This window comes from Promicromonospora sp. NPDC052451 (genome assembly GCF_044547525.1).
Lineage (GTDB): Bacteria > Actinomycetota > Actinomycetes > Actinomycetales > Cellulomonadaceae > Promicromonospora.
Map to the genome: position 1 here is coordinate 1 of NZ_JBIUAP010000015.1, position 22,892 is coordinate 22,892.

Sequence of the window (22,892 nt, forward strand, 5' to 3'; positions counted from 1 at the left end):
GCACACTGTTGAGTTCTCAAACAACCGACGCACACCGTCAGAGCCACAATCTTCCGACCGTTTCCCTGCCCGGGGCAGTTCCTCTAACCTACCAGATTCTTTCGGCCGATCAAATTCGCTTCCGTTCTCAGAACTGGAAGGAATTGCACCTGCCTGCCGAATTCGGCGACTCACCGAATGAGGGGAACACAAAGTTCCTTGATCCTGCTCGGTGGGTTTCAGCCCCGGCGCGGCCACTCGGTCCCTTGCGGGCCCCGTGTCCGTCTGCCCGTCGGGCTGACCTGGAGAACATTACACACGATCCTGCGTACGCGCCAACTCGGCTGTGGTGGCCTGCGGCACACTGCGTTTCCGCAGGTCAACGGCCCTTTGAACAGTCCATGGGCCGCGCTGGGAGAGTGCATGTGACCGGGGCCACTGGCGGCATCCTGCACGCACGGCCCGCGCACCTCCCCCAGGCTGTTGGTTGCCCGGCGCCCCACCCGCATTTTCCGGTCCACCGCACCGCGCCGTCCCGCAGGCCGGGTGTCAGAGCCTCGTACTACGTTCGTGTCGTGACATCTGAGCCCGCCCCCACCTCCCCGGCCCCGGCGTCCGGCGACGGACGACAGGCGGCACCGCCCGGCGTCGTCCGCCGCGCGACCGTCGACGACGCGGCCGAGGCCGCGTGGCTCGCTGCGCTCACGTTCCCGCTCGCGTGCCCGCCGGGGACCACGCCGTCGGACACGGCCGCGCACATCGCTCGCAAGCTCACTCCTGCGCACTTCCGTGCGTGGGCGGGCAGCGATCGCCACGCGCTGCTGGTGCACGACGACGGCACCCGGCTGCTCGGTTACGTGCTCCTGGTGCTCGGTACGCCGGACGGGGCGGCGGAGGCCCGGGTGGTCCGCGCCGCGACCGGGCAGGAGGCGCCGTACGTCGAGCTGTCCAAGATCTACGTCCACCCCGACGTCCTCGGCGGCGGTGTCGCGAGCGCGCTCATGCGGGGTGCCGTGGCGGCCGCCGCGCAGCTCGGGCCCGGGCTGCCGCTCTGGCTCGGCACCAACGCGCTGAACCAGCGCGCGCAGGCCTTCTACCGCAAGAGCGGCTTCGAGGTGGTCGGCAGGCGCACCTACGTGGTGGGCGGCGTGGAGCACGACGACGTCGTGCTCGTGCGCGCCGGGTCCTGACCCGGGCCCGCCGCGGTGCGGTGTGGTGTGGCCGGCGCCGCAGGGCGCCGGCCACACCGCTCTCATGTCGTCCGGTCCGGCTCAGCAGTCCTTCGCGCGCAGCGAGCGGATCTCGACGTACGACCGCTCGGCGTTGCCGAACGAGTCGACCGGGTAGCCGGGCGCGGCCACCGTGGCGGCGTTGTCCTGCTCCCAGATGCCGTGCCGTCGGCCGGAGCCCGCGAGCGCCGACAGGAACTCGGTGTAGGGCAGGTCGCCGGCGCCGAACTCCACGATGTCGTAGCCCCCGGTGTTGGCCGGGTTCGCGTCCCCGTCCTTGAGGTGCAGGAGCGGGTAGCGGTGCGGGTTGCGCTTGACGTAGTCCACCGGCTCGAAGCCCGGGTAGCGGTGCTGCCCCACGAACGCCCAGTAGACGTCCATCTCGAGGAAGACCTTCCTCGGGTCGGTGTTGTCGTAGAAGACGTCGTAGAGGCGCACGTCGGGGTTGTCGGTGGCGAAGCCGAACTCACCGTCGTGGTTGTGCTGGTAGAACTTCAGGCCGCGGGCGGCAGCGGCCTCCCCGAAGCCGTTGAACTGCTCGGCCGCGGCGAGGTAGCCCGCGACCGTGCGGTTGCTGGTCGGCGCCTGGGCGGTGCCGACGTGCTCCATGCCGAGGATCTCGGCGATGTCGAGCTCGCGCTCCATGTTGTTCGCGAAGTCGGCGATGCCGCGGTGCGACCCGACGGCCCGCAGGCCGTTGTCGTCCAGGAGCTGCCTGATCTCCTCGGGCGTGATCGCGCCGACCTGTCCCTGGGTGTACCCGGCGAACTCGATCTCCGCGTACCCCATGTCGGCCAGCCGCTCGAACACGGTACGGAAGCCGAGCGAGGACACCTTGTCCCTGATCGAGTACAGCTGGATGCCGATGTGACCGGCGGGCACGAGCACCCGGCCGCGGCGGGCGGTCTCCGTCGCGGCCGCCGTCGTGGGGGCGAGGGTCGAGGCGGCGGCGCTGCCTGCGAGGCCGGCTCCGGCCAGCGTCGCCGCACCCACGGCCACGGTGCCGCCGGCCAGCCTCAGGAAGTTCCTGCGGTTGACGTCAGTGCGTGATTCCATCACTGCTCTCCTTCGGTCCGAGCGGCCCCGGTCGGGCCGGTCGAGTCTTGTGCGGCGGCCGGCGGCGTCCCGACGCCCTCACCCACCATGGTGATGGCGTCGAGGTCGAGGCTGCCGGTCGCGGTGACGTAGAGCGTCCCCGTGGCGGACCGGTCGCCGAACGACAGGCCGAGGTCACGCCACGTGCCCGCGGTCACCTTCGCGGTCGCGAACGGCTTGGCCGTGGGCGAGTCCCAGCGGAGCTGGAGCGTGCCCTTGCCGCGCACCGTCGCGGTCGCGCTGTCGATGCCGGCCAGGCTGACGCGGTCGAGGGCGACGGAGTCCCGCTTGCCCAGGCCGGCCACGTACGCGCCGGCCGAGGCCGCCTCGTCCTGGACCACCTCGGCGCCGGTGACCTCACCGTGCTCGGCCTCCTGCAGCTTCGGGTTCAGGCGCAGCGTGGCCTCACCGGCGGCCGGCGGCAGGCCGTTGGCCCCGTTGTCGGTGTAGGTGATGACGACGGCGCCGTACAGGTGCGCGCCCTCACCGTGCTCCGGGGAGTTGGGGTCGGTCGGGAACACGCCGGTGCAGCCCGTGCCGGAGACCTCGGGGTGGGCGTGCTCGTCGTGGCCGAGCCCGTAGGACCAGGCGACTCGCTCGCAGACGGTCTCGGTGCCGTCCTCGGCGTCGTCGGTGGTCACCTGGAAGGCGACCTCGTCGCCCCAGTCGAAGAACCCGCCGTCGGCCGGGAAGTCGACGGTCACCTCGGGCGCCTCGTTGCCGACGCTGATCGACGTCGAGGTGAGCGTGCGCTTGCCGCTGCCGTCGGTGACCCGCAGGCGTGCGGTGTAGACGCCGAGCTCGGTGTAGGTGTGCGTGACCTCCGGCCCGGTCAGGTCGAAGGTGCCGTCGCCGTCGACGTCCCACTCGTAGGTGAGCGCGTCGCCGTCCGGGTCGCTGGAGCCCGACGCGTCGAACGTGACCTCGACGGGCGCGGACGCGGACGACTCCGGCGTGGCCGTGAACTGCGCCTGCGGCGCCTTGTTGCCCTCGGCGTAGTCGATCCGGTAGAGCCCGGAGTCCGGGTTCTGGCGGAAGAACCCGTCGCCGTACTCCAGGACGTACAGCGAGCCGTCCGGGCCGAACTCCAGGTCGATCGGGTTGTCGTTGATCTGCATGCCCGCGGCGGTGAGCGCCGAGTTGGGGAAGAAGTCCTCGATCTCCCCCACCTCGAAGGTGGACCAGTCCACGCTGAACGCGGCGTAGTAGTCCTGGGAGAACTCGCCGAAGAAGGCCTTGCCGTCCCAGTACTCCGGGAGCTTGCCGGGCGCCGTGCTGTCGGCGTCGTAGTGGTAGACCGGACCGCCCATCGGCGCCTGGCCGCTGCCGGAGCCGAAGCTGACGAGCTCGTCGCGCGGCTGCTGGCCAGGCTGGTCGCCGTAGTACAGGGTGGCCGCCCGCGACGGGGGCAGGTTCGTCAGGCCCGTGTTCCACCGGGAGTTGTTGACGGGTGCCGCGCAGTCGAAGAACTCACGCGGCGTCGCCGTCTCGAAGTTCCACTCGTTGTAGGCGGCGTTCGGCCCGTGGCAGTACGGCCAGCCCGCGTTGTGCGGGTCGTCGAGCCCCACCGCGTTCCACTCCACGTAGCCCATGGGGCCGCGGTCCGCGTTCGCCGCACCGGCGTCTGGCCCGTAGTCGCCCCAGGTCAGGGAGTTGGTCTCCGGGTCCACCTCGATACGGAACGGGTTGCGCACGCCCATCACGAAGATCTCGGGACGCGTGCCCTCGGTGCCGGGGGCGAACAGGTTGCCCGCGGGGATGTCGTAGGTGCTGCCCTCGCCCGGCGCGGTGCCGGCGGGGATCTCGTCCTTCACGTCGATCCGCAGGATCTTGCCCCGCAGGTCGTTCGTGTTGCCCGCGCCGCGCCGCGAGTCGAAGCCCGGGTTCATGTTCGGGGCGTCGTTGTTCGGGGCGTAGCCGTTGGCGCCCGGCGTGCCGGCCGGGGCGTTGTCACCGGTCGACAGGTAGAGGTTGCCCTCGCCGTCGAAGTCGATGTCGGCGCCGACGTGGCAGCACTGGCCGCGCTGCACCTCGATGTCGAGGATCGGCTGCTCCGAGTCGAGGTCGAGCGCGTCGCCGGTCCAGGTGTAGCGGGCCAGGCGGTTCACGCCCACCCACTGGTCCCAGTAGCTCTCGTCCTCGCCCGCGGGGAGCGTGTTGGGCGCGTTGCCGGCCGGGGTGTCCGCCGCGCCGTCGCCGTCGGCGTCCCGCGGCGCGTACACGAGGTAGACCTGGTTGCTCTCCTCGAAGTCGGGGGCCAGGGCGATGCCCTGCAGGCCGTCCTCCGAGTTGGCGTACACGTCCAGGGTGTTGACGACCCGCGTGACGCCCGTGGCCGGGTCGGTCAGGCGGACGTCGCCGTTCCGGGCGGTGTGCAGCACACGCTGGTCGGGCAGCACCGCCATGTCGATCGGCTCACCGACGTCCTTGGTGAGCAGGATCTTCTCGTAGTTCCCCCAGTCGGTGTCCGCCGCCGTGGCGGCCGTGTCCTCGTGCCCGTCGTGGGCGGACGCCGGGGTGGCCAGCAGAGCCGTGCCGACCAGGGCGGTCGCGGCGAACGCCGCGAACGTCTTTCGCCGCGCACGCGCGCGAGCCTGGATAGTCTTCATACGTGATGCAGCTCCTCGTCGAGTTCGTCACGCCGGCCGGGCCTCGTGCGCATCCCATTCGTCCGGGGCCCGGTCTTCATGCGGGGTCGGCGTCGCGCGGCGACGCCGGGTGGTGCTGGTTGGTTCCCTGACGTACCTCCCTGTCAGCGGCCCGTGGCCGTCAGCGGGTCGAGAAGGCGGCGTCGAACGCGGAGTCCGGCGCGTCGTACGCGTGGGAGCGCACGAACTGGAGGGCCTCCGGCGCACCGACCAGGCGGTCCATGCCGGCGTCCTCCCACTCCACGGAGATCGGGCCGTCGTAGCCGATCGTGTTGAGCATGCGGAAGGCGTCCTCCCACGGGACGTCGCCGTGCCCGGTCGACACGAAGTCCCAGCCGCGGCGGGGGTCCGCCCACGGCAGGTGGGAGCCCATGCGGCCGTTGCGGCCGTTCGTCATGCGCTTCTTCGTGTCCTTGCAGTCCACGTGGTAGATCCGGTCCTTGAAGTCCCACAGGAAGCTGACCGGGTCCAGGTCCTGCCACACCATGTGGCTGGGGTCCCAGTTCAGGCCGAAGGCCTCCCGGTGGCCGATCGCCTCGAGCGTGCGGACGGTGGTCCAGTAGTCGTAGGCGATCTCGCTGGGGTGCACCTCGTGGGCGAACTTGACCCCCACCTCGTCGAAGACGTCGAGGATCGGGTTCCAGCGGTCGGCGAAGTCCTGGTACCCGGCCTCGATCGCGGCGTCGGAGACCGGCGGGAACATCGCCACGTACTTCCAGATCGCGGACCCGGTGAACCCGATGACGGTCTTGACGCCGAGCTTGGCGGCCAGGCGGGCGGTGTTCTTCATCTCCTCGGCGGCGCGCTGCCGCACGCCCTCGGGGTCGCCGTCGCCCCAGACGCGGTCCGAGACGATGTCCCGGTGGCGCTGGTCGATCGGGTCGTCGCAGACGGCCTGGCCCTTGAGGTGGTTCGAGATCGCCCACACCTTCAGGCCGTGCCGCTCCAGCAGCTCGAGGCGACCGGCGACGTACTCGTCGTCGTCCCACCGCCAGGGGTCCAGGTGGTCGCCCCAGCAGGCGAGCTCCAGGCCGTCGTAGCCCCACTCGGACGCGAGACGTGCCACCTCCTCGAGCGGCAGGTCGGCCCACTGGCCGGTGAACAGGGTGATCGGTCGTGCCATCTTTTCCTCCGTCGTTGGTACCAGGTCCCGTGGTGGGGGGGGGGGGGGGCCCCCCCCCCCCCCCCCCCCCCCACGACGGCGGGCGTGGCCGCCGTGGCGGGCGCACGATGAGTGCATGGACGCCGACAACCAGAGCATCACCCCGATGACCGAGGACGAGTGCTGGGAGTTCCTCGCCATGCAGCCCATCGGCCGCCTGGCCACCGCGGTGGGCGGCGAGCCGGAGATCTTCCCGCTGAACTTCGCCGTCGCGGACCGGAACCTGTACTTCCACACGATCCCGGGCACCAAGGTCGCCGAGGTGGCGATCAACGGGAAGGTGGCCTTCGAGGTGGACCAGTGGGGTCCCGAGATCGCGTACAGCGTGGTGGTCAAGGGCACGGCGGAGATCCTCGAGACGGACGCCGACATCGCGTCCGCCGAGGCCACCAACCTCATCAGCTATCTGGAGGAGACCCGGGACACGTGGGTGCGGATCACGCCCTCGCACGTGACCGGTCGCCGGCTGCGCCGCTGACCCGAGGCCGCGGCAGGTCGATGTCGGTGGCCGCGGTTAGTGTTGCGGCGTGAACGCACCGGGCTACTTCATCTCCTTCGAGGGCGGCGAGGGTGTCGGCAAGTCGACCCAGTCCCGCCTCCTCGGCGACTGGCTGGCCGGCCTGACCGGCCGTGAGGTCGTGCTGACGCGCGAGCCCGGAGGCACCGCGCTCGGCCAGGAGCTGCGGGCCGCCGTCATGCACGGGCAGGACATGGGGCCGCGCGCCGAGGCGCTCATCTACGCGGCCGACCGCGCCCACCACGTCGACACCGTGGTGCGGCCCGCGCTGGAGCGCGGCGGGGTCGTGATCACCGACCGCTACATCGACTCGTCGGTGGCGTACCAGTCGGGCGGGCGGGACCTGCCCGGCCACGAGGTGGAGCACATCTCGCTGTGGGCCACCCGCGGCCTGCGCCCGGACGTCACGGTGCTGCTGGACCTCGAACCCGGGGCGGCCGCCGAGCGGCGGGCCGCCGCCGAGGGCAAGGGTGCGCTCGACCGGCTGGAGCGTGCGGGCCTGGAGTTCCACACGCGCGTCCGGGACACCTTCCTCCAGCGCGCGGCGGCCGACCCGGACCACTGGGTGGTCATCGACGCGGCCGCGCCGATCGACGACATCCAGGCGCAGATCCGCGTGGACGTCGCCGCCCGGCTGGGGCTCACGCCGGTCGTCGTCGAGGCCACCGGCATCCACGGCCTGGGCAGCGAGGATCCCTCCGGGGACCGTGACGGCGAGGGCGCGTCATGACGGTGTGGGACGACGTCGTCGGGCAGGAGACCGCCGTGGCCACGCTCCAGGGCGCCGTGGCCAACCCGGCCGCGATGACGCACGCGTGGCTGGTGACGGGGCCGCCGGGCTCGGGCCGGTCGGTCGCCGCGCGCGCCTTCGCCGCGGCCCTCCAGTGCCCGCAGGGCGGGTGCGGCGTCTGCCAGGCCTGCACCACCACCATGGCGGGCACCCATCCCGACGTGACGCTGCTGGCCACCGAGAAGGTGGTCATCACGATCGACGAGGTGCGCGACCTCATCATGACGGCGTCGCGGTCGCCGTCCGGCGGCCGGTGGCGCGTGATCATCATCGAGGACGCCGACCGCATGGCCGAGCGCACCACCAACGTGCTGCTGAAGACCATCGAGGAGCCGCCGCCGCACACGGTGTGGGTGCTGTGCGCGCCGTCGGTCCAGGACGTGCTGCCGACCATCCGCTCGCGGTGCCGCGGCGTGGTGCTGCGCGTGCCGCCGCCGCAGGCCGTGGCCGACCTGCTGGTCCGCCGGGACGGCGCCGACCCGGCGACCGCGCTGAGCGCCGCCCGCGCCGCGCAGAGCCACGTCGGGCTCGCCAAGCGCCTGGCCCGTGACGCCGGCGCGCGCGAGCGACGCACGGCGGTCCTGAGCATCGCGCGCCGCATCCGGGGCGTCGGCGACGCCGTGCTCGCCGCGGGTGAGCTCGTCGACGTGGCCAAGGCGGAGGCCACCTCGGCCACCCAGGAGCGCGACGCCGCCGAGAAGGCCGAGCTGCTGCGCACCCTGGGCGTGGCCGACGGCGAGACGCTGCCCCCGCGCCTGCGCTCGCAGCTCAAGCAGCTCGAGGACGACCAGAAGCGGCGCGCCACGCGGCACCAGCGCGACGTGCTCGACCGGGCGATGGTCGACCTGCTGTCCCTGTACCGCGACGTGCTGGTGGTCCAGCTCGGCGCGGACGTCGAGCTGGTCAACGCCGAGCTCGCCGAGACGGTGCGCTCCCTGGCCGCCGACTCCACCCCGGAGCAGACCGTGCGGCGCATGGACGCGATCGGCGTGGCCCGCACGCGTCTGGGCGGCAACGTGGCGCCGCTCCTCGCGCTGGAGGCGATGGCGATCGCGCTGCGCCCGCAGGGATGACCCGTGGTCCTGTGAAGATTTGGCGCGGGTGACGCCGAACCACCGAGGCGCATTGTCCTGATTGCCGTCCCTGGTTAGAGTGCGGGGCGCCCCCAGAGCCTTTCCGTGCGACAAGGAGTCCACCGTCCGATGAGGATCCTCCTGCTGGTTTCTGCCTTCAACGGTCTTACCCAGCGGGTGTGGTGCTCCCTGCGGGAACAGGGCCACGACGTGGGCGTCGAGCTCGCCCCGACCTTCGAGTCGGGCGCCGCCATGACCCGCGCCGTGGAGCGGGCCGACCCGGACCTGATCCTGTGCCCGTTCCTCAAGCACCGGGTGCCCGACACGATCTACGACCGGTGGCCGACCGTCATCGTGCACCCGGGCCCGGTGGGCGACCGCGGCCCGTCGTCCCTGGACCACGCGATCCGGGACGGCCGCGACCGGTGGGGCGTCACCGCGCTGTCGGCGGTCGAGGAGCTGGACGCGGGTCCCGTGTGGGCCACCGCCGTCTTCGACATGCCGGACGAGCCCATCACCAAGAGCGCGCTCTACAACAGCCGCGTCGCGGACGCGGCCATGGCCTGTATCGGCGAGGTGGTCCGCAAGGTCGCCGACGGCGAGCGGCCCATCCCGGCGGAGGCCTGCCTGCGGATCGTGCCGGTCGACGGTGAGCTGCCCCTGCTGCGCCGCGAGGACTTCCGCGTGGACTGGAACCGCCCCGCGACCGAGCTGGAACGCCTCGTGGCCGCGGCCGACGGCGCCCCCGGCGCCCCCGCGACCGTGAACGGCCGCTCGGTCTGCGTGTTCGACGCCGTCGCTTCGCCCGAGCACACCGGCGCCCAGCCCGGCACCGTGGTGGGCCGCAACCTCGACGCCGTGGCGATCGCCTGCGGCGTGGGCACGCTCTGGGTCGGGTACGCCGCCGAGCTGAGCGGCCGTCGCGGCCCGAAGCTCCCGGCCGCGCAGGTCATCGACGCGAGCCACGCGCCCTTCCGCCGCGTCCCCGACGCCCTGGCGGAGACCACCTACGTGCGCGACGGCGCCGTCGGGTACCTGACGATCCGCTCCTACAACGGGGCGATGTACACCGAGCAGTGCCGTCGCCTGACGAGCGCCGTGGAGAAGGCCCTCACCGAGGACACCCGGGTGCTGGTGATCAAGGGCACCGAGCACGCGTTCTCCAACGGGATCCACCTCGGCACGGTCGACGCGTCGCCCGACCCGGCCGCCGAGGCCTGGGACAACATCTGCGCCATCGACGAGCTGTGCCTCGCCATCGCGACCGCGGAGCAGCTCACGGTGGCCGCGTTCACGGCCAACGCGGGCGCGGGCGGCGTGATGGCGGGCCTGTGCGCCGACGTCACCCTCGCCCGCGAGGGCGTCGTCCTGAACCCCTACTACGACATGGGGATCTACGGGTCGGAGCTGCACTCCTGGAGCGTCCCGGCACGGGTGGGCGAGCACCGCGCCTCGCTGCTGCTGAACCGCAAGCTGCCGATCTCGGTGGCGGAGGCGGCCCGCATCGGGCTGATCAGCGCCGTCGGGCCGCGGGAGTGGGGCGAGTTCAACTCCTGGCTGGCCTCGGCCGCCCAGGGCTACGAGGAGCCCGCGACGCTCGGCTGGATGCTCGCCGCCCGCGCGGAGCGCCGGGCCACGGACCGCCCGCTGTCGTACTACCAGACCATCGAGCTGGCCGAGATGGCGCGCGACTTCTTCGACGACCGCAACGCCTTCTCCGTCCACCGCCGGGCCTTCCTCCGCAAGACGCCCGCGGACGCCACCCCGGAGAAGCTGCGCTTCTCGACGGCGCGCGTGTGAGCCGCTGACCACCGGACGCCTCCGACCGCACGTGCAAGGAGTGCGGGCGTCGCCACACGAGGAGGGTGGGGGCACAGCCCCGACCAGCGAGTCTCAGTGGCGAGTGGAAGGATCTGGGCATGACGATCAGGCGGATGCAGTGGTCCGGTGGCACGGCGGGGAGCACCACACGAGCCCTGGTGGCCGTTCTCGGTCTTGGGATGACGGCGGCGCTCACCCTGTCCGGGTGCGCGCAGTCCGACGTCGGCGGGGCCGGCGGGAGCACCTCCGACGCGAGCGCGTCCGAGACGCCCCAGGAGAGTGACACGCCCAGTCCGAGCCCCTCGGAGAGCGACGGCGGGGGCACCCTCCCCGACGCGGCCGAGATGGACACCACGCCGGGGACGTCCGGCCGTGGCCTGCCGCCGGGGCTCGAGGGCAGCACCGACTCGACGGTCGGGGTGGCCTGGTCGCCGGAGGAGGGCCTGCTGTACGTCGTGACCAACGGGTCCAGCTCGTGCCCCACCCTCGCCGAGCCGGAGGCGACCTTCGGCGCGGGCGCCAAGTCCGACGCCGTGGCCGCCGCCGACGGCGTGCTGTCGGTGCAGCTCGTGCCGGCGGAGGACGGCATCTGCACCATGGACTTCGTGCCCACCACGACGGTGGTCCAGGTGCCGGCCGAGGCGGACACCGGCGAGGAGATCCCGGTCATGCTGGGTGACAAGGGCAAGGTCGAGCTGATGCCGCGACCTGCGGCGGGAGAGCCCGGACCGGTCGCGTGGCTCGAGTCGTGAGGGTCGCGTGTCGGTTCGCCGACGGGTAAGAAATCTACCCAGCACTACCGATAGGTTGTCCGGGTGATTCGCCCCGCCCGCCGTCGTCAGCCTGCGGCCGTCGTCGCCACGTTGCTCACCACAGCTCTTCTCCTCGCTGCCTGCGGCGCGCCGCCGAAGGTGCAGACGGCGCTGGAGGACGTGGGCCGGTCGGACGGTTCGGCGACGGAGGGCGCGCCCGAAGGTTTCGAGGACTACTACGGTCAGTCGCTCGAGTGGACCGAGTGCGGCGAGGGCTTCCAGTGCGCGACGGCGTCCGCACCGCTCTCCTGGCACGACGCCGGGTCGGGCAGCATCGAGATCGCCCTCAAGCGCATCCCCGCCGAGGGGCAGAAGGTGGGCTCGCTGCTGGTCAACCCGGGCGGGCCGGGCGGCTCCGGCGTGGACTTCGTGGGGGACCCGGCGCGGTTCGGCCAGTCGCTGCGCTCGTCGTTCGACATCGTCGGCTTCGACCCACGCGGGGTGGGGCAGTCGACGCCGGTGAAGTGCTACGACGACGCGGGCAAGGACGAGTTCCTCAGCACCGACTACCCGTACACGCCGGCCGGGCTGGCGGCCCGCCAGGACTCCGTCCGGGCCTGGGGCCAGGCCTGCGCCGAGAACACGGGCCCGCTGCTCGGCAACGTGGACACGCAGTCGGCAGCCCGTGACATGGACATGCTCCGGGCCGCCCTCGGCGACGACGAGCTCCACTACCTCGGCTTCTCCTACGGCACCCAGCTCGGCGCCACCTACGCCGGGCTGTTCCCGGACCGTTCCGGCCGCCTGGTGCTGGACGGCGCGCTCGACCCGACGCTGAGCTCGGACGAGGTGGCCCTCCAGCAGGCCGAGGGGTTCGAGAGCGCGCTGCGCGCCTACGTGACCGACTGCCAGGCGGGCGACGACTGTCCGCTCACCGGCGACGTCACCAGCGGCCTCCAGCAGATCCAGGCGATCGTCGAGGACGCCGAGCCCAACCCGATCCCGACGTCGTCGGGGCGGCCCGTGACCAAGAAGCTCGCCTTCTACGGCGTGGCGGTCACGATGTACGACGAGGCGTCCTGGTCGTTCCTGACCCAGGCCCTGCAGGAGGTCCTGTGGGAAGGCACGGGCGACGACCTGCTCTACCTCGCGGACGTCTACAACGACCGGAACGAGGACGGCACCTTCAAGTCCAACAGCGAGGAGGCGTTCCGCGCGATCAACTGCGCCGACGCCCGCGCCGAGGAGGACATGGGCACGATGCAGGAGCTCGCCACCCAGATCCAGGAGGCGGCACCGACGCTGGGCGAGTCGTTCGGCTACTCGGGCATCGAGTGCACCGACTGGCCGTACCCGGCGGCGGAGCAGGAGTTCGACCCGGCTGCCAAGGGCGCACCGCCGATCCTCGTGATCGGCACCACCAACGACCCGGCCACGCCGTACCGCTGGGCCGAGTCGCTGGCGAAGACGCTCTCCTCGGGCGTGCTGGTCACCTACGAGGGCGAGGGCCACACGGCCTACGGGCGGTCGAACACGTGCGTGGCCGGGGCCGTCGAGGACTACCTGGTGGAGGGCACCGTGCCCGAGGACGGGCTCACCTGCTGACCCCGATCGGGCGCTGTTCGGGCGCCGTTCGGGCGGATCGAGCACGTCACACGGTTTCGCTTTGGAACCTGGGTCGTGCATTGGGTACAGTTAGGGCCGCTCACCCATCCGGTCGTGGCCGGTGCGTGGTGTCAGCGCCGCCTTAGCTCAGTCGGCAGAGCGTCTCACTCGTAATGAGAAGGTCGTGGGTTCGATTCCCACAGGCGGCTCAGACAGGCCCGGAATCTCAACGATTCCGGGCCTTGCTGTTTCTGCTCCACGGTGCGGGCCCAGCGATAACCCCGGCGCAATCACCAGGGAACACCGACACACAGCTGTCGCCTCGTCGACCGACAGTGGGTGCATGACCGACACCACGAACCCGACGATCACGCCCAGCTCCACCGCCCGGCACGCGCTCGACGTGTGGCTGACGATGTGGAACACGGACGGCGACATCGCACGACAGATCTGCGCGGACGACTTCCGCATCCACTTCGCCGTGACGGAGCCCGACGGGTCGACACCCGCGGACGACATCCGCACCGCCGAGGACTTCGTGCGATATCTCGACTGGTGGCACGGGCAGAACCCGGGCGTCGTCTTCACGAGGATCGCCGATGCCATCGACGGCGACCATGGCCGGCTGCTGTGGGATGTCGACGCGAACGGCCAGCAGGCAGGCGGCGTGGACGTCTTCGACTTCGACGAGGACGGTCGGGTCACTCGCGTCTGGTCCGTGGGCGGGCAGCGCAGCATGCGCAGCTGACCTGCCCCGTCCGGCTCCTCTCGCCCTGGGAGAATGGGAAGCATGAAGCGAGCCGAGCGGCAGTACGCCCTGGTCGACCTGCTTCGCGGCGCACGGCGCCCCTGGTCCGCCGCTCGGCTCGCCCGCGAGTTCGGTGTGTCCGCACGGACGATCGAACGAGACATCGGCTCGCTCCAGGTGGCCGGCGTCCCCATCTATGCGGACCACGGGGCCGCGGGCGGCTACTCGATCCTCCGGGAGTACTCCCTGCCGCCCCTCAACCTCTCCGCCGCCGAGTCGTTGGCGGTGCTCGCCGGACTCGGGCTGCTCGAGTCCTCGCCCTACCAGGGCGCTGCGCGCCGCGCGAGCGCCAAGATCACTGCGGTCATGGACGAGGCGCACCGCGCGCCCGTGCGGGAGCTGCTCGGGACGATGCACGTCATCGACGCCGCCCCCGCCACGGGCGGCGCCGTGCCGCTCGGGATCCTCTCCGACGCGATCGCCGCACGTCGCGTGGTGCGGCTCACCTACGTCGGCGAGGGCGTCGACGGCAGCCCGGACCACTCCGCCACGACCGTCCGCGAGGTCGAGACCATGGGTCTTCTGCGCGCCGCCGACACGTGGCTGCTCTCCGGCTGGTGCCGGCTGCGTGACGCGATCCGTGGGTTCCGCATCGAGCGGATCACGCGACTCGAGATCCTCGACGAGGTGCCGCCGCGGCGCGACCCGGCGCTCCTTGAGGCGGACCTGGCCCGGTGGTCGGCGCGGCGGCTCCTGTCCGGACCGGGGTAGCCGGTGGGGCAGCAGGCCCTGGCCCTGTCAGACTGCCCGGATGTCGTTCAGCAGGATCTCCTTGGACGGTCGGCTCACGGTGATCGCCGGCCCGCGACCGCCGTCGGGCGACGGCTTCTGCTCGGACCGGCTCCAGGTGCTGCACTGGCGCGTCGACGAGCCGTACGGCGACGACGGCACCCACCTTCATCGCGCGAGTGACGAGGTCTACGTGGTGCTGGAGGGTGCGATCGACCTGGAGGTCGACGGGTCGCGGGTCACGGTGGAGGCCGGGGAGGCGGTCACGGTCGGTGCCGGCGTCCCGCATGCGCTCGTCGCCGTCCGGTATCCGGCCCGGGGCCTGACTGTCCGGGGGCCCGCGGTCGACGACAAGGTGATCACCGACCGGCGTGCTCCGTGAGACGGACGGCTCGCGCGCGGGCGAGCGCACCGGCCGCAGCGGCCAGCACCCAGCCCAGCGCCGCCCCCACCGCGTAGAACGGCAGGTCCGGTGCGTTGAAGGTCGTGCCGAGCACCAGGCGGGCGAGGGCGCTGTGGGCGCCCAGCGCGGCGGGTACGCCGGTGAGCTGGAAGAGCTCGACGGCCGTGCTCATCGCGAGGGCCACCGCCGCCGCCACCGGCCTGCGGGTGTGCGGCGCCACCACGAGCACGAGCCAGAAGATCAGCAGCGCGTAGAGCGTGTCCCCGGCGTACTTGCCCGCGGCGCCGTCGAGCACCGACCGCACGGACAGGCCGGCGGCCACCGTGAGCAGGGCCGCCAGGGCAGGGGCGGTCCGTCGTCGGACGGCCTGCCGAGCCGTCTCGCGGGAAGCGCCGATCGCCCGCCGGGACCTCACCCGCGTCCCGTCCGCCCGGCGGGCGCTGGCCGGCCGCTCCCGAGCTGGTGCAGCCGGCTGACCGCGCGGGCCAGGTCGGGCGGCGCCGGACGCCCCGGGGGCACCGAGAGCACCGCGTCCAGCGGGCCTGGCGCCGTCAGCACGAGCGGCAGGTCGCGGTCGTAGAGCACGTCCACGAGGCTGACGAACCGCTGCTGGGTGTTCACGTGGCAGTCGGCGAACGGCACGACGTCGGACAGCACCCACCGGTCGAACCGTTCCGCCAGCGACAGCATGTCCAGCGCGGACACCGGCGCCGCGCACAGCCCGGCGAAGTCGAACCAGACGGCGCCGTCGGCGGCGCGGAGAGCGCGGATGCTCCGGCCGCCGCTCAGCGGCACGTCGGTCGCCTCGTGCGGTGCGGGCCGGTCCGGGAGGCCCGTGCGCACCAGCGCGGCGCCGTCCCGCCACCGGGGAGCGGACGGCGCCTCCGGCACGGCGGTCCCGTGCACCGGGCGGAGCGTGCGGTAGTCCACCGGGCCGGCCACCTCCAGCACGTCCAGCGACGACTCCAGCAGCGCGATGAGCGGCTCCGCGAGCTCGTGGAACAGCGGGTCGGGCAGCAGGCCCTGCGGCGGGTAGTTGGACGTCGCCACGAGCGTGACCCGTCGGCCCAGCAGCGTGCGCAGCGCGCGGGAGAGCAGCATCGCGTCCCCGGCGTCGTGCAGGTGGAGCTCGTCGAAGCACAGCACGCGGGCGTCGCCGAGCAGGGCGTCCAGGGCACGGTCCATCGCGTCCGGGGTGCCGGTCCGTGCCCACACCTCGGCGTGCAGCGCACGGTAGAACTCGTGGAAGTGGAAGCGCGGGCCGCCGGACTGCTCGTGGAAGCGGTCCAGGAGCCAGGTCTTGCCGCGGCCCACCGGGCCCCAGAGATAGACGCCGCGCCCGGCCTCGCCCTCGCGGTCCAGGATGTCGAGGGCCCGTGGGCGCCCCGTCGTGCCCAGCAACGCTTCCAGCCGTCCCGCCGCGGCCCGCTGGGCGTCGTCGAGCACGTACCCCGCCGTGCGCGCCGCGTCACGGATCGGGGTGGGGTGCATGCGTCGAAGGTACCCTCTGTCCCATGGCATGGACCCGTCCCCGGCGGCGCAAGCCCGTCACCTTCCTGCTCGGCGAGCCGGTCGAGGAGTACCCCGCGATCGCCCCTGAGGTGGAGCGCGGCCGTGTGCTGCGCATCACCGAGATCGGCGAGCCGGTGCTGCACAGCCCGGCGCGCACCGTCGAGGAGTTCTCCACCCCGGAGCTGGCCCGGCTGATCGACGACCTGTTCGCCACCATGGAGTCGGCGCAGGGCGTCGGCCTGGCGGCGCCCCAGGTGGGCGTGGACCTGCGGGTGTTCGTGTACGACCTGACGGACTCGGCGGGCGACCGGCACGTCGGCCACGTGGTGAACCCGGTGCTCGAGATGGACCTCGACGCCGAGCCGGAGACGGAGGAGGAAGGCTGCCTGTCCGTACCGGGCGCCTACGAGCCGCTGGAGCGTCCGGGCCGGGCGACCGTGAAGGGCGTCGACCAGCACGGTGCGCCGGTCCAGCTCTCGGGCGCCGGCTACCTGGCGCGGTGCTTCATCCACGAGTCGCAGCACCTCGACGGCACCCTCTACTGGGACCACCTCAGTGCCGACCTCCAGACCGACGCGCTGAAGCAGCGCGACGAGGAGCGCGCGCACATCGTCGCGGAGCGCCGCGAGATCGCGATCGAGCTGGACAAGACCCCGCCCGAGTACCCGGAGAAGCCGGCGGGCGGGCGCTGACCGTCCGGCAGCGTCAGAGGGTCGCGACCCAGGCCGCCACGGCCTCGGCCACGGCCTTCTCGCGCCCGACGCCGCGCATGTCGTGCGCGCCGGACAGCGTCACCGAGGTGACCGGTCCCGGGATCGCCGCGACGTGCTCGGCGAGCTCCTCGGGGGTGCCGAACTGGTCCTTGTCGCCGGACACGAACAGCGTGGGCACCCGGATCCCGCCGAAGTGCTCCACGCGGAGCTTGTCCGGCCTGCCGGGCGGGTGCAGCGGGTAGCTGAGCAGCACCAGCCCCGCCGCCGGCAGACCCTCCGCCACGGCCATCGAGCACATCCGCCCGCCGTAGGACCGGCCGCCGAGCAGCAGGCGGTCCGTGGGCACACCGAGCTCGTCCGCCCAGGCCGTGGCCACGGCCCGCAGGTGCGCGACGGCGACCGGCGGCCGGTCCGGCATGCGCCGCCCCTCCAGGCGGTACGGGAAGTCGGCGCGCCGCGTGGGTACCGGCGGATCGGCGTCCGCCAGGGTGCGCTCCACCGCGACGAGCGCCGGGCTCTCCCGGTTCGCGCCCGCGCCGGGCGTCAGGAGCAGGCCTGCGGGAGTGGTCACGGGGCCAGTCTGCCGTGCGCGGACGACGCCGCACGCCGGAGCCCGGCCGACGCCGCACGCCGGGGCCCGGCCGATCGTCAGGTGAGGCGGCGCCAGAGCATGAGCAGGCCGCCCGCCGTGAGGGCCGCGCCGGTGGCGAGCACGGCCACCCAGCCGAGCGGCGTGACGACCTCCTGCTCCTGGCCCGCGTCGACGCGTGCCCGGACCGGAGACTGCGGCGGGATGCTCGGCATGAGCGCCCCGCTCAGCGCCGTCGGGGAGGGCGACGGGCTCGGTGACGCCGAGGCGGACGGTGACGCCGACGGGCTGGGCGACGGCGACGCGGACGGCGTGGGTGCCGGGCTGGACGGCTCGGCCTCGGCCGGGTCGCTGGTGACCGGCGTCGGCGTGGATCCCGGCTGACCGGCTCCGGGCCTGGGGGTGGCCGCCTGGGTGGGCCGGGTCTTCGTCGCCGTCGGCGTGGGGGTGGACGTGGGCTCGGTGCTCTCGGCCGGCTCCGTGGCGCTGCACACGGCCTGCTCGTCCGACTCGTGCCAGCTGCTCGCGTCCTCGACCTCGACCCACACCACGCAGTAGCCGTCCGGGAAGGACCGGCGGGCCTCCGTGAACGCGGCCCAGCCGCTGCGCTGCTCGTCCCGGGTCAGGTCACGGTCGTACGCCTGCCCGCCGTAGCGGGAACCGACGGGCCGCACGACGTACGCCAGCTCGTCGCTCTCCCGGCCGGGCTCGAAGGCGACACCGTCCACGCTCACCCAGATCTCGTCGCCCGAGACCTCGGCCGTCGCGGTGGTCCCGCCCACGGCGGTACCGGCGAGGGCCAGCAGTGCCGTCAGCAGGAGCGACAGGGTGCCGGCACGCCGGGTCCGGGCGCTGCGCGCCGTCGGCCGCGAGGGCGCGACGGGGGCGGTGGCACGGATCACAGCGGCGATCCTACCGCCGTACCGCCCGGGTTCCGGGGCCTTGCGCGGGTGAGGTGCGGGTCAGAACCGCGGCCCTTCCTCCCCGTGGAGCAGGTTGCGGATGGGCCGGGTGACGACGTCGACCCGGTCCACCAGGTCGGCGGGGCCGGTCACGACCACCGCCCGGTCGGCCGCCGGGGAGTACACGGCGGTCACGTTGCGCACCGTCACGCGCATGCAGCGCTTGGTCTCCCCGTCGACCCGGAACTGGCGCGTCTCGCACGGCACGTCGTCGACCTCGGCGACGATCGCGCGCATCGCGCTGCGATAGTCCTGGTAGGACTCCGCGAGGTCCGCGACGTCGGTGATCTCCGGCGGTGCCGCCGGGTCGACGTCGGCGTGCAGGGGCGCGACGAGCGCCCCGCTGCAGGCGGCGCGGACGATGTCCTCGATCTGGGCCGGGGTGGCCGGCACGCGCAGCGTCTCGACCTCGACGGTCTCGCCGGAGAACGTGCGGTAGGACCGCAGGAAGCGTTCCTCGGTGGGGTCGGCGCTGTCGGAGACACCGGTGACCTCCTCCTCGACGAGGTCCAGTCCCCACGTCAGCGGGTCGTCCACTTCGCCGACGACGCCGGAGAACCGGGCGAATCGCGCGACGATCTGTTCCCAGGACTCGGGGGTCGGGCTCGGTTCGTCCGCCATGTGGCCTCCCCGGGGCGGGTTCGCGTAGACACGAGACTGCCGGGTAGCGGGTGAGGCGTCAACGACCGCGGCCAGAATCGGCACGTAATCGGGGAAGAATCGGCCCGGACTCGCCGTCGGACCGCTGCGCCCGGGCGTGTCGCGCCGGGGCGGGACGTCCTGTGCCGCCCGCACACCCTCCATCGTCACGCCCCTGGCGAACATGGGCATCAACCGGTAGGTCGCCGCGTTGGGAGCGCATAGAGTCGTTGCGGTCAGGCCTGGTACCGCCGGTGCAGGTGCCCGCCGCCCGCGTGAGGAGCAGCACATGTTCGAGAGATTTACGGATCGCGCCCGTCGCGTCGTCGTCCTCGCCCAGGAAGAGGCGCGGATGCTGAACCACAACTACATCGGCACGGAGCACATCCTGCTCGGCCTCATCCACGAGGGTGAGGGCGTTGCCGCCAAGGCGCTGGAGTCGCTCGGGATCTCGCTCGACGGCGTCCGCACGCAGGTCACCGAGATCATCGGTGAGGGGCAGCAGGCGCCGAGCGGGCACATCCCGTTCACGCCGCGCGCCAAGAAGGTGCTGGAGCTGTCGCTGCGCGAGGCGCTGCAGCTCGGCCACAACTACATCGGCACGGAGCACATCCTGCTCGGTCTCATCCGCGAGGGTGAGGGCGTGGCGGCGCAGGTGCTCACCAAGATGGGTGCCGACCTCAACAAGGTGCGCCAGCAGGTCATCCAGCTGCTGAGCGGCTACCAGGGCAAGGAGCCCGTCTCCGCCGGTGGTCCTCAGGAGGGTCAGCCCGCGGGCTCGGCCGTGCTCGACCAGTTCGGTCGCAACCTGACCCAGGCTGCGCGCGAGGGCAAGCTCGACCCGGTCATCGGGCGCACGCAGGAGATCGAGCGGGTCATGCAGGTGCTGTCCCGCCGCACCAAGAACAACCCGGTCCTGATCGGCGAGCCGGGCGTCGGCAAGACGGCCGTCGTCGAGGGTCTCGCGCAGGACATCGTGAAGGGCGACGTCCCCGAGACGCTCAAGGACAAGCAGCTCTACACGCTTGACCTGGGCGCCCTGGTGGCCGGCTCGCGCTACCGCGGTGACTTCGAGGAGCGCCTCAAGAAGGTGCTCAAGGAGATCCGCACCCGCGGCGACATCATCCTGTTCATCGACGAGATCCACACCCTGGTGGGTGCGGGTGCCGCCGAGGGCGCGATCGACGCCGCCTCCATCCTGAAGCCCATGCTGGCGCGCGGTGAGCTCCAGACCATCGGCGCCACCACCCTCGACGAGTACCGCAAGTACGTCGAGAAGGACCCGGCCCTGGAGCGCCGCTTCCAGCCGATCCAGGTGTCGGAGCCGTCGCTCGAGCACGCCATCGAGATCCTCAAGGGTCTGCGCGACCGCTACGAGGCGCACCACCGCGTGTCCATCACGGACTCCGCTCTGGTCTCCGCCGCGACGCTGGCGGACCGGTACATCAACGACCGGTTCCTGCCGGACAAGGCGATCGACCTGATCGACGAGGCCGGTGCCCGGCTGCGCATCCGTCGGATGACGGCGCCGCCGGAGCTCAAGGAGCTCGACGAGTCCATCGCCGAGGCGCGCCGCGAGAAGGAGTCGGCGATCGACGAGCAGGACTTCGAGAAGGCCGCCGGTCTGCGTGACAAGGAGAAGCAGCTCACGCAGGTCCGTGCGGACAAGGAGAAGGCCTGGAAGTCGGGCGACCTCGACACGGTCGCAGAGGTCGACGACGAGCTGATCGCCGAGGTGCTGGCGATGTCCACGGGCATCCCGGTCGTCAAGCTCACCGAGGAGGAGTCCAGCCGGCTGCTCCACATGGAGGACGAGCTGCACAAGCGGGTCGTCGGCCAGGAGGCCGCGATCAAGGCTCTGTCGCAGGCGATCCGCCGTACGCGGGCCGGCCTCAAGGACCCGAAGCGTCCCGGTGGCTCGTTCATCTTCGCCGGCCCCACGGGTGTCGGTAAGACCGAGCTCGCCAAGGCGCTCGCCGAGTTCCTGTTCGGCGACGAGGACGCGCTCATCCAGCTCGACATGTCCGAGTTCTCGGAGAAGCACACGGTCTCGCGACTGTTCGGTTCCCCGCCCGGATACGTCGGCTACGACGAGGGTGGCCAGCTGACCGAGAAGGTGCGGCGCAAGCCGTTCTCCGTGGTCCTGTTCGACGAGGTGGAGAAGGCGCACGCCGACATCTTCAACTCGCTGCTGCAGGTGCTCGAGGACGGTCGCCTCACGGACTCGCAGGGTCGCGTGGTCGACTTCAAGAACACCGTGATCATCATGACCACCAACCTGGGCACGCGGGACATCGCCAAGGGCGTCCAGACCGGCTTCAACTCCGGCGGCGACCTGGTGACCTCCTACGAGCGCATGAAGGCCAAGGTCAACGAGGAGCTCAAGCAGCACTTCCGGCCCGAGTTCCTCAACCGTGTGGACGACACGGTCGTGTTCCCGCAGCTCTCGCAGGACGAGATCATCCAGATCGTCGACCTCGAGATCGCGAAGCTCGACCGTCGCCTGCGTGACCGGGACATGGGCATCGAGCTCACGCCTGCCGCCAAGCACCTGCTGGCGGAGAAGGGCTACGACCCGGTGCTCGGCGCCCGTCCGCTGAAGCGAGCCATCCAGCGGGAGATCGAGGACACGCTGTCCGAGAAGATCCTGTTCGGCGAGCTCACGGCGGGTCAGCTGGTGATCGTCGACGGCGAGGGCGAGGGCATCCTCGGCGAGTTCACGTTCCGCGGTGTGGAGCGCGACGAGCGTCGTCGGCCGACCCAGGCCGAGCCCCAGTCGGTGCCCGCGGGCGCCGGTCTGGTGCCGCGCGACCTGCCGCCGTCGGGCCAGATGGCGGCCGGCGGGGCGTGATCGCCCGGTAGGACCCGGTCCTGACACAAGGCCCGGCCATCCCGCGAGGGGTGGCCGGGCCTTTGTCGTGCCCGGTGGGGGCCTGGTCGACGGCGGTCTGGTGGATGCCGGCCTGGTGGATGCCGGTCCGGTCGATGCCTGTCCGGTCGATGGCAGCTCGGCCCCCTCGGACCGCCTCACCGGCTCGGCCTCGTCGGGAGGGGGTGTCAGTCAGGTTGCCGTCACGCCGTCGGCGGGATCGTCAGGCCCGCCGGGAGCAGCCCCGGCAGCACCTCGCGGAGCGCGCCGACCCGCTCGGCCCGTGACGCGCCCTGCAGCCGCTCGACCGGCGCCGTGATGCTGACCGCCGCGACGGCACGGCCCGCCCGGAGCAGCGGCACCGCGACGCAGGCGATGCCACGCTCGTTCTCCTCGGTCTCGCTGCCGACTCCGGTGCGCCGGGCCTCCGCGAGCACGTCGCGCAGGCGCTCCGCCGGGGTGCTGCCCTCGGCGAACCGCTCCAGCGCGGCGTCGTCCAGGTCCTGGGTCGAGAGCAGCGCCCGCCCCAGAGCGGTGGTCGCGGCCGCCCGCCGCCGTCCGACGGCGGACCACACCCGGACCGCGCGCTGCGGCTCCACCTTGTCGAGGTAGACCACCTCGCGCCCGGCGAGCACCCCGAGGTGCACCAGCTCGTCGACCGCCTCGCTGAGCGCCGTCAGGGCCGGGTGCAGCAGTGCGGGGAGGTTCTCCTCGGCCAGGTAGGAGCTGCCCAGGGCCAGGGCGGAGGGGCCGAGCCGGTAGGCGCCGTCCGGCGTCTGCTCGGCAAAGCCGCGGTGCCGCAGCGCGGCGAGGGTGCGGTGCAGCGTCGGCTTGCTGACGCCCACGGCTTGGGCCAGCGTGGCCAGCGGCGCGCCCGCGGCGCCGAAGCCCGCGAGGGTGTCGAGGGCCAGCAGCGCCTTGTCGACGCTGCCGAGCGGGCTGGCTTCCATGGGACTCCCTCACGTAGCATGCGTTTCGCAGTGAACAACAGGCGTTC

21 protein-coding genes and 1 tRNA gene are annotated in these 22,892 nt (G+C 72.3%); 13 read left to right on the forward strand and 9 right to left on the reverse strand.

What is annotated here, in order from left to right:
• The first annotated feature begins 554 nt into the window (after positions 1–554).
• Positions 555–1,169 carry a GNAT family N-acetyltransferase gene (locus ACIG47_RS22095; protein WP_397433188.1) on the forward strand — a complete coding sequence of 205 codons (615 nt, stop codon included), beginning with the start codon at positions 555–557 and terminating at the stop codon, positions 1,167–1,169.
• A gap of 81 nt (positions 1,170–1,250) precedes the next feature.
• Here ACIG47_RS22095 and ACIG47_RS22100 read toward each other — a convergent pair whose 3' ends face one another.
• From ACIG47_RS22100 to ACIG47_RS22110, 3 genes are all read right to left on the reverse strand, one after another.
• Positions 1,251–2,264, reverse strand: a complete 1,014-nt coding sequence (locus ACIG47_RS22100) for a sugar phosphate isomerase/epimerase family protein (RefSeq protein WP_397433189.1) — start codon at positions 2,262–2,264, stop codon at positions 1,251–1,253.
• Positions 2,264–4,912: a PQQ-dependent sugar dehydrogenase gene (locus ACIG47_RS22105; RefSeq protein WP_397433191.1), complete on the reverse strand. Its 2,649-nt coding sequence runs from the start codon at positions 4,910–4,912 to the stop codon at positions 2,264–2,266. The genes ACIG47_RS22100 and ACIG47_RS22105 overlap by 1 nt, the downstream gene beginning before the upstream one ends.
• Before the next feature lie 160 nt (positions 4,913–5,072).
• Positions 5,073–6,074 (reverse strand): sugar phosphate isomerase/epimerase family protein, encoded by a 1,002-nt coding sequence (locus tag ACIG47_RS22110; RefSeq protein WP_397415175.1) that lies wholly within the window; start codon positions 6,072–6,074, stop codon positions 5,073–5,075.
• Positions 6,075–6,189: 115 nt separating this feature from the next.
• Between ACIG47_RS22110 and ACIG47_RS22115 the strand changes: the two genes are divergently transcribed.
• The 10 genes from ACIG47_RS22115 to ACIG47_RS22160 all read left to right on the forward strand — a co-directional run bounded on the left by ACIG47_RS22115 (position 6,190) and on the right by ACIG47_RS22160 (position 14,590).
• Positions 6,190–6,591: a pyridoxamine 5'-phosphate oxidase family protein gene (locus ACIG47_RS22115; RefSeq protein ID WP_397433192.1), complete on the forward strand. Its 402-nt coding sequence runs from the start codon at positions 6,190–6,192 to the stop codon at positions 6,589–6,591.
• Positions 6,592–6,640: 49 nt separating this feature from the next.
• Positions 6,641–7,360 (forward strand): dTMP kinase, encoded by a 720-nt coding sequence (tmk, locus tag ACIG47_RS22120; RefSeq protein ID WP_397433194.1) that lies wholly within the window; start codon positions 6,641–6,643, stop codon positions 7,358–7,360.
• The gene (locus ACIG47_RS22125) at positions 7,357–8,493 is read left to right on the forward strand and encodes a DNA polymerase III subunit delta' (protein ID WP_397413798.1); all 1,137 of its coding nucleotides are present in this window, start codon (positions 7,357–7,359) and stop codon (positions 8,491–8,493) included. Before tmk ends, ACIG47_RS22125 begins: the two co-directional genes overlap by 4 nt.
• Positions 8,494–8,622: 129 nt before the next feature.
• Entirely contained in the window at positions 8,623–10,293 is a 1,671-nt protein-coding gene (locus tag ACIG47_RS22130; protein WP_397413800.1) for an enoyl-CoA hydratase-related protein, read from the forward strand.
• Positions 10,294–10,412: 119 nt separating this feature from the next.
• Positions 10,413–11,066 carry a hypothetical protein gene (locus ACIG47_RS22135; RefSeq protein ID WP_397413803.1) on the forward strand — a complete coding sequence of 218 codons (654 nt, stop codon included), beginning with the start codon at positions 10,413–10,415 and terminating at the stop codon, positions 11,064–11,066.
• Positions 11,067–11,129: 63 nt separating this feature from the next.
• Positions 11,130–12,671, forward strand: coding sequence for an alpha/beta hydrolase (locus tag ACIG47_RS22140; RefSeq protein WP_397433195.1), 1,542 nt, complete (start codon positions 11,130–11,132; stop codon positions 12,669–12,671).
• A 136-nt stretch (positions 12,672–12,807) separates the two neighbouring features.
• Positions 12,808–12,880: transfer RNA gene (locus tag ACIG47_RS22145), tRNA-Thr, on the forward strand.
• Between the two features lie 134 nt (positions 12,881–13,014).
• The gene (locus tag ACIG47_RS22150) at positions 13,015–13,419 is read left to right on the forward strand and encodes a nuclear transport factor 2 family protein (RefSeq protein ID WP_397433196.1); all 405 of its coding nucleotides are present in this window, start codon (positions 13,015–13,017) and stop codon (positions 13,417–13,419) included.
• A gap of 42 nt (positions 13,420–13,461) precedes the next feature.
• Positions 13,462–14,190 carry a helix-turn-helix transcriptional regulator gene (locus ACIG47_RS22155; protein WP_397433197.1) on the forward strand — a complete coding sequence of 243 codons (729 nt, stop codon included), beginning with the start codon at positions 13,462–13,464 and terminating at the stop codon, positions 14,188–14,190.
• Positions 14,191–14,230: 40 nt separating this feature from the next.
• A complete protein-coding gene (locus ACIG47_RS22160) occupies positions 14,231–14,590 on the forward strand; it encodes a cupin domain-containing protein (RefSeq protein ID WP_397433199.1) in 360 nt (119 codons plus the stop codon).
• On the opposite strand, the gene ACIG47_RS22165 is transcribed toward ACIG47_RS22160, so the two are convergent.
• Together ACIG47_RS22165 and zapE are read right to left on the reverse strand one after the other, a co-directional pair.
• On the reverse strand, positions 14,568–15,026 hold the full coding sequence (locus ACIG47_RS22165; protein ID WP_397433200.1) for a DUF2809 domain-containing protein: 459 nt from the start codon (positions 15,024–15,026) through the stop codon (positions 14,568–14,570). The two genes, ACIG47_RS22160 and ACIG47_RS22165, sit on opposite strands and share 23 nt — an antisense overlap.
• Positions 15,023–16,102 (reverse strand): cell division protein ZapE, encoded by a 1,080-nt coding sequence (zapE, locus tag ACIG47_RS22170; protein ID WP_397433201.1) that lies wholly within the window; start codon positions 16,100–16,102, stop codon positions 15,023–15,025. The genes ACIG47_RS22165 and zapE overlap by 4 nt, the downstream gene beginning before the upstream one ends.
• A gap of 23 nt (positions 16,103–16,125) precedes the next feature.
• Between zapE and def the strand changes: the two genes are divergently transcribed.
• Positions 16,126–16,815, forward strand: a complete 690-nt coding sequence (gene def, locus ACIG47_RS22175) for a peptide deformylase (protein ID WP_397433202.1) — start codon at positions 16,126–16,128, stop codon at positions 16,813–16,815.
• Positions 16,816–16,828: 13 nt separating this feature from the next.
• On the opposite strand, the gene ACIG47_RS22180 is transcribed toward def, so the two are convergent.
• From ACIG47_RS22180 to ACIG47_RS22190, 3 genes are all read right to left on the reverse strand, one after another.
• Complete coding sequence (locus ACIG47_RS22180) at positions 16,829–17,407, reverse strand: alpha/beta family hydrolase (protein WP_397413859.1); 579 nt, start codon at positions 17,405–17,407, stop codon at positions 16,829–16,831.
• 77 nt (positions 17,408–17,484) lie between these two features.
• Positions 17,485–18,327 carry a hypothetical protein gene (locus ACIG47_RS22185; protein WP_397433204.1) on the reverse strand — a complete coding sequence of 281 codons (843 nt, stop codon included), beginning with the start codon at positions 18,325–18,327 and terminating at the stop codon, positions 17,485–17,487.
• A 60-nt stretch (positions 18,328–18,387) separates the two neighbouring features.
• The gene (locus tag ACIG47_RS22190; protein ID WP_397413863.1) at positions 18,388–19,008 is read right to left on the reverse strand and encodes a hypothetical protein; all 621 of its coding nucleotides are present in this window, start codon (positions 19,006–19,008) and stop codon (positions 18,388–18,390) included.
• A gap of 307 nt (positions 19,009–19,315) precedes the next feature.
• Between ACIG47_RS22190 and ACIG47_RS22195 the strand changes: the two genes are divergently transcribed.
• Positions 19,316–21,877, forward strand: coding sequence for an ATP-dependent Clp protease ATP-binding subunit (locus ACIG47_RS22195; protein WP_397413866.1), 2,562 nt, complete (start codon positions 19,316–19,318; stop codon positions 21,875–21,877).
• A 221-nt stretch (positions 21,878–22,098) separates the two neighbouring features.
• Here ACIG47_RS22195 and ACIG47_RS22200 read toward each other — a convergent pair whose 3' ends face one another.
• The gene (locus tag ACIG47_RS22200; protein ID WP_397433205.1) at positions 22,099–22,845 is read right to left on the reverse strand and encodes an IclR family transcriptional regulator; all 747 of its coding nucleotides are present in this window, start codon (positions 22,843–22,845) and stop codon (positions 22,099–22,101) included.
• Positions 22,846–22,892 lie beyond the last annotated feature (47 nt).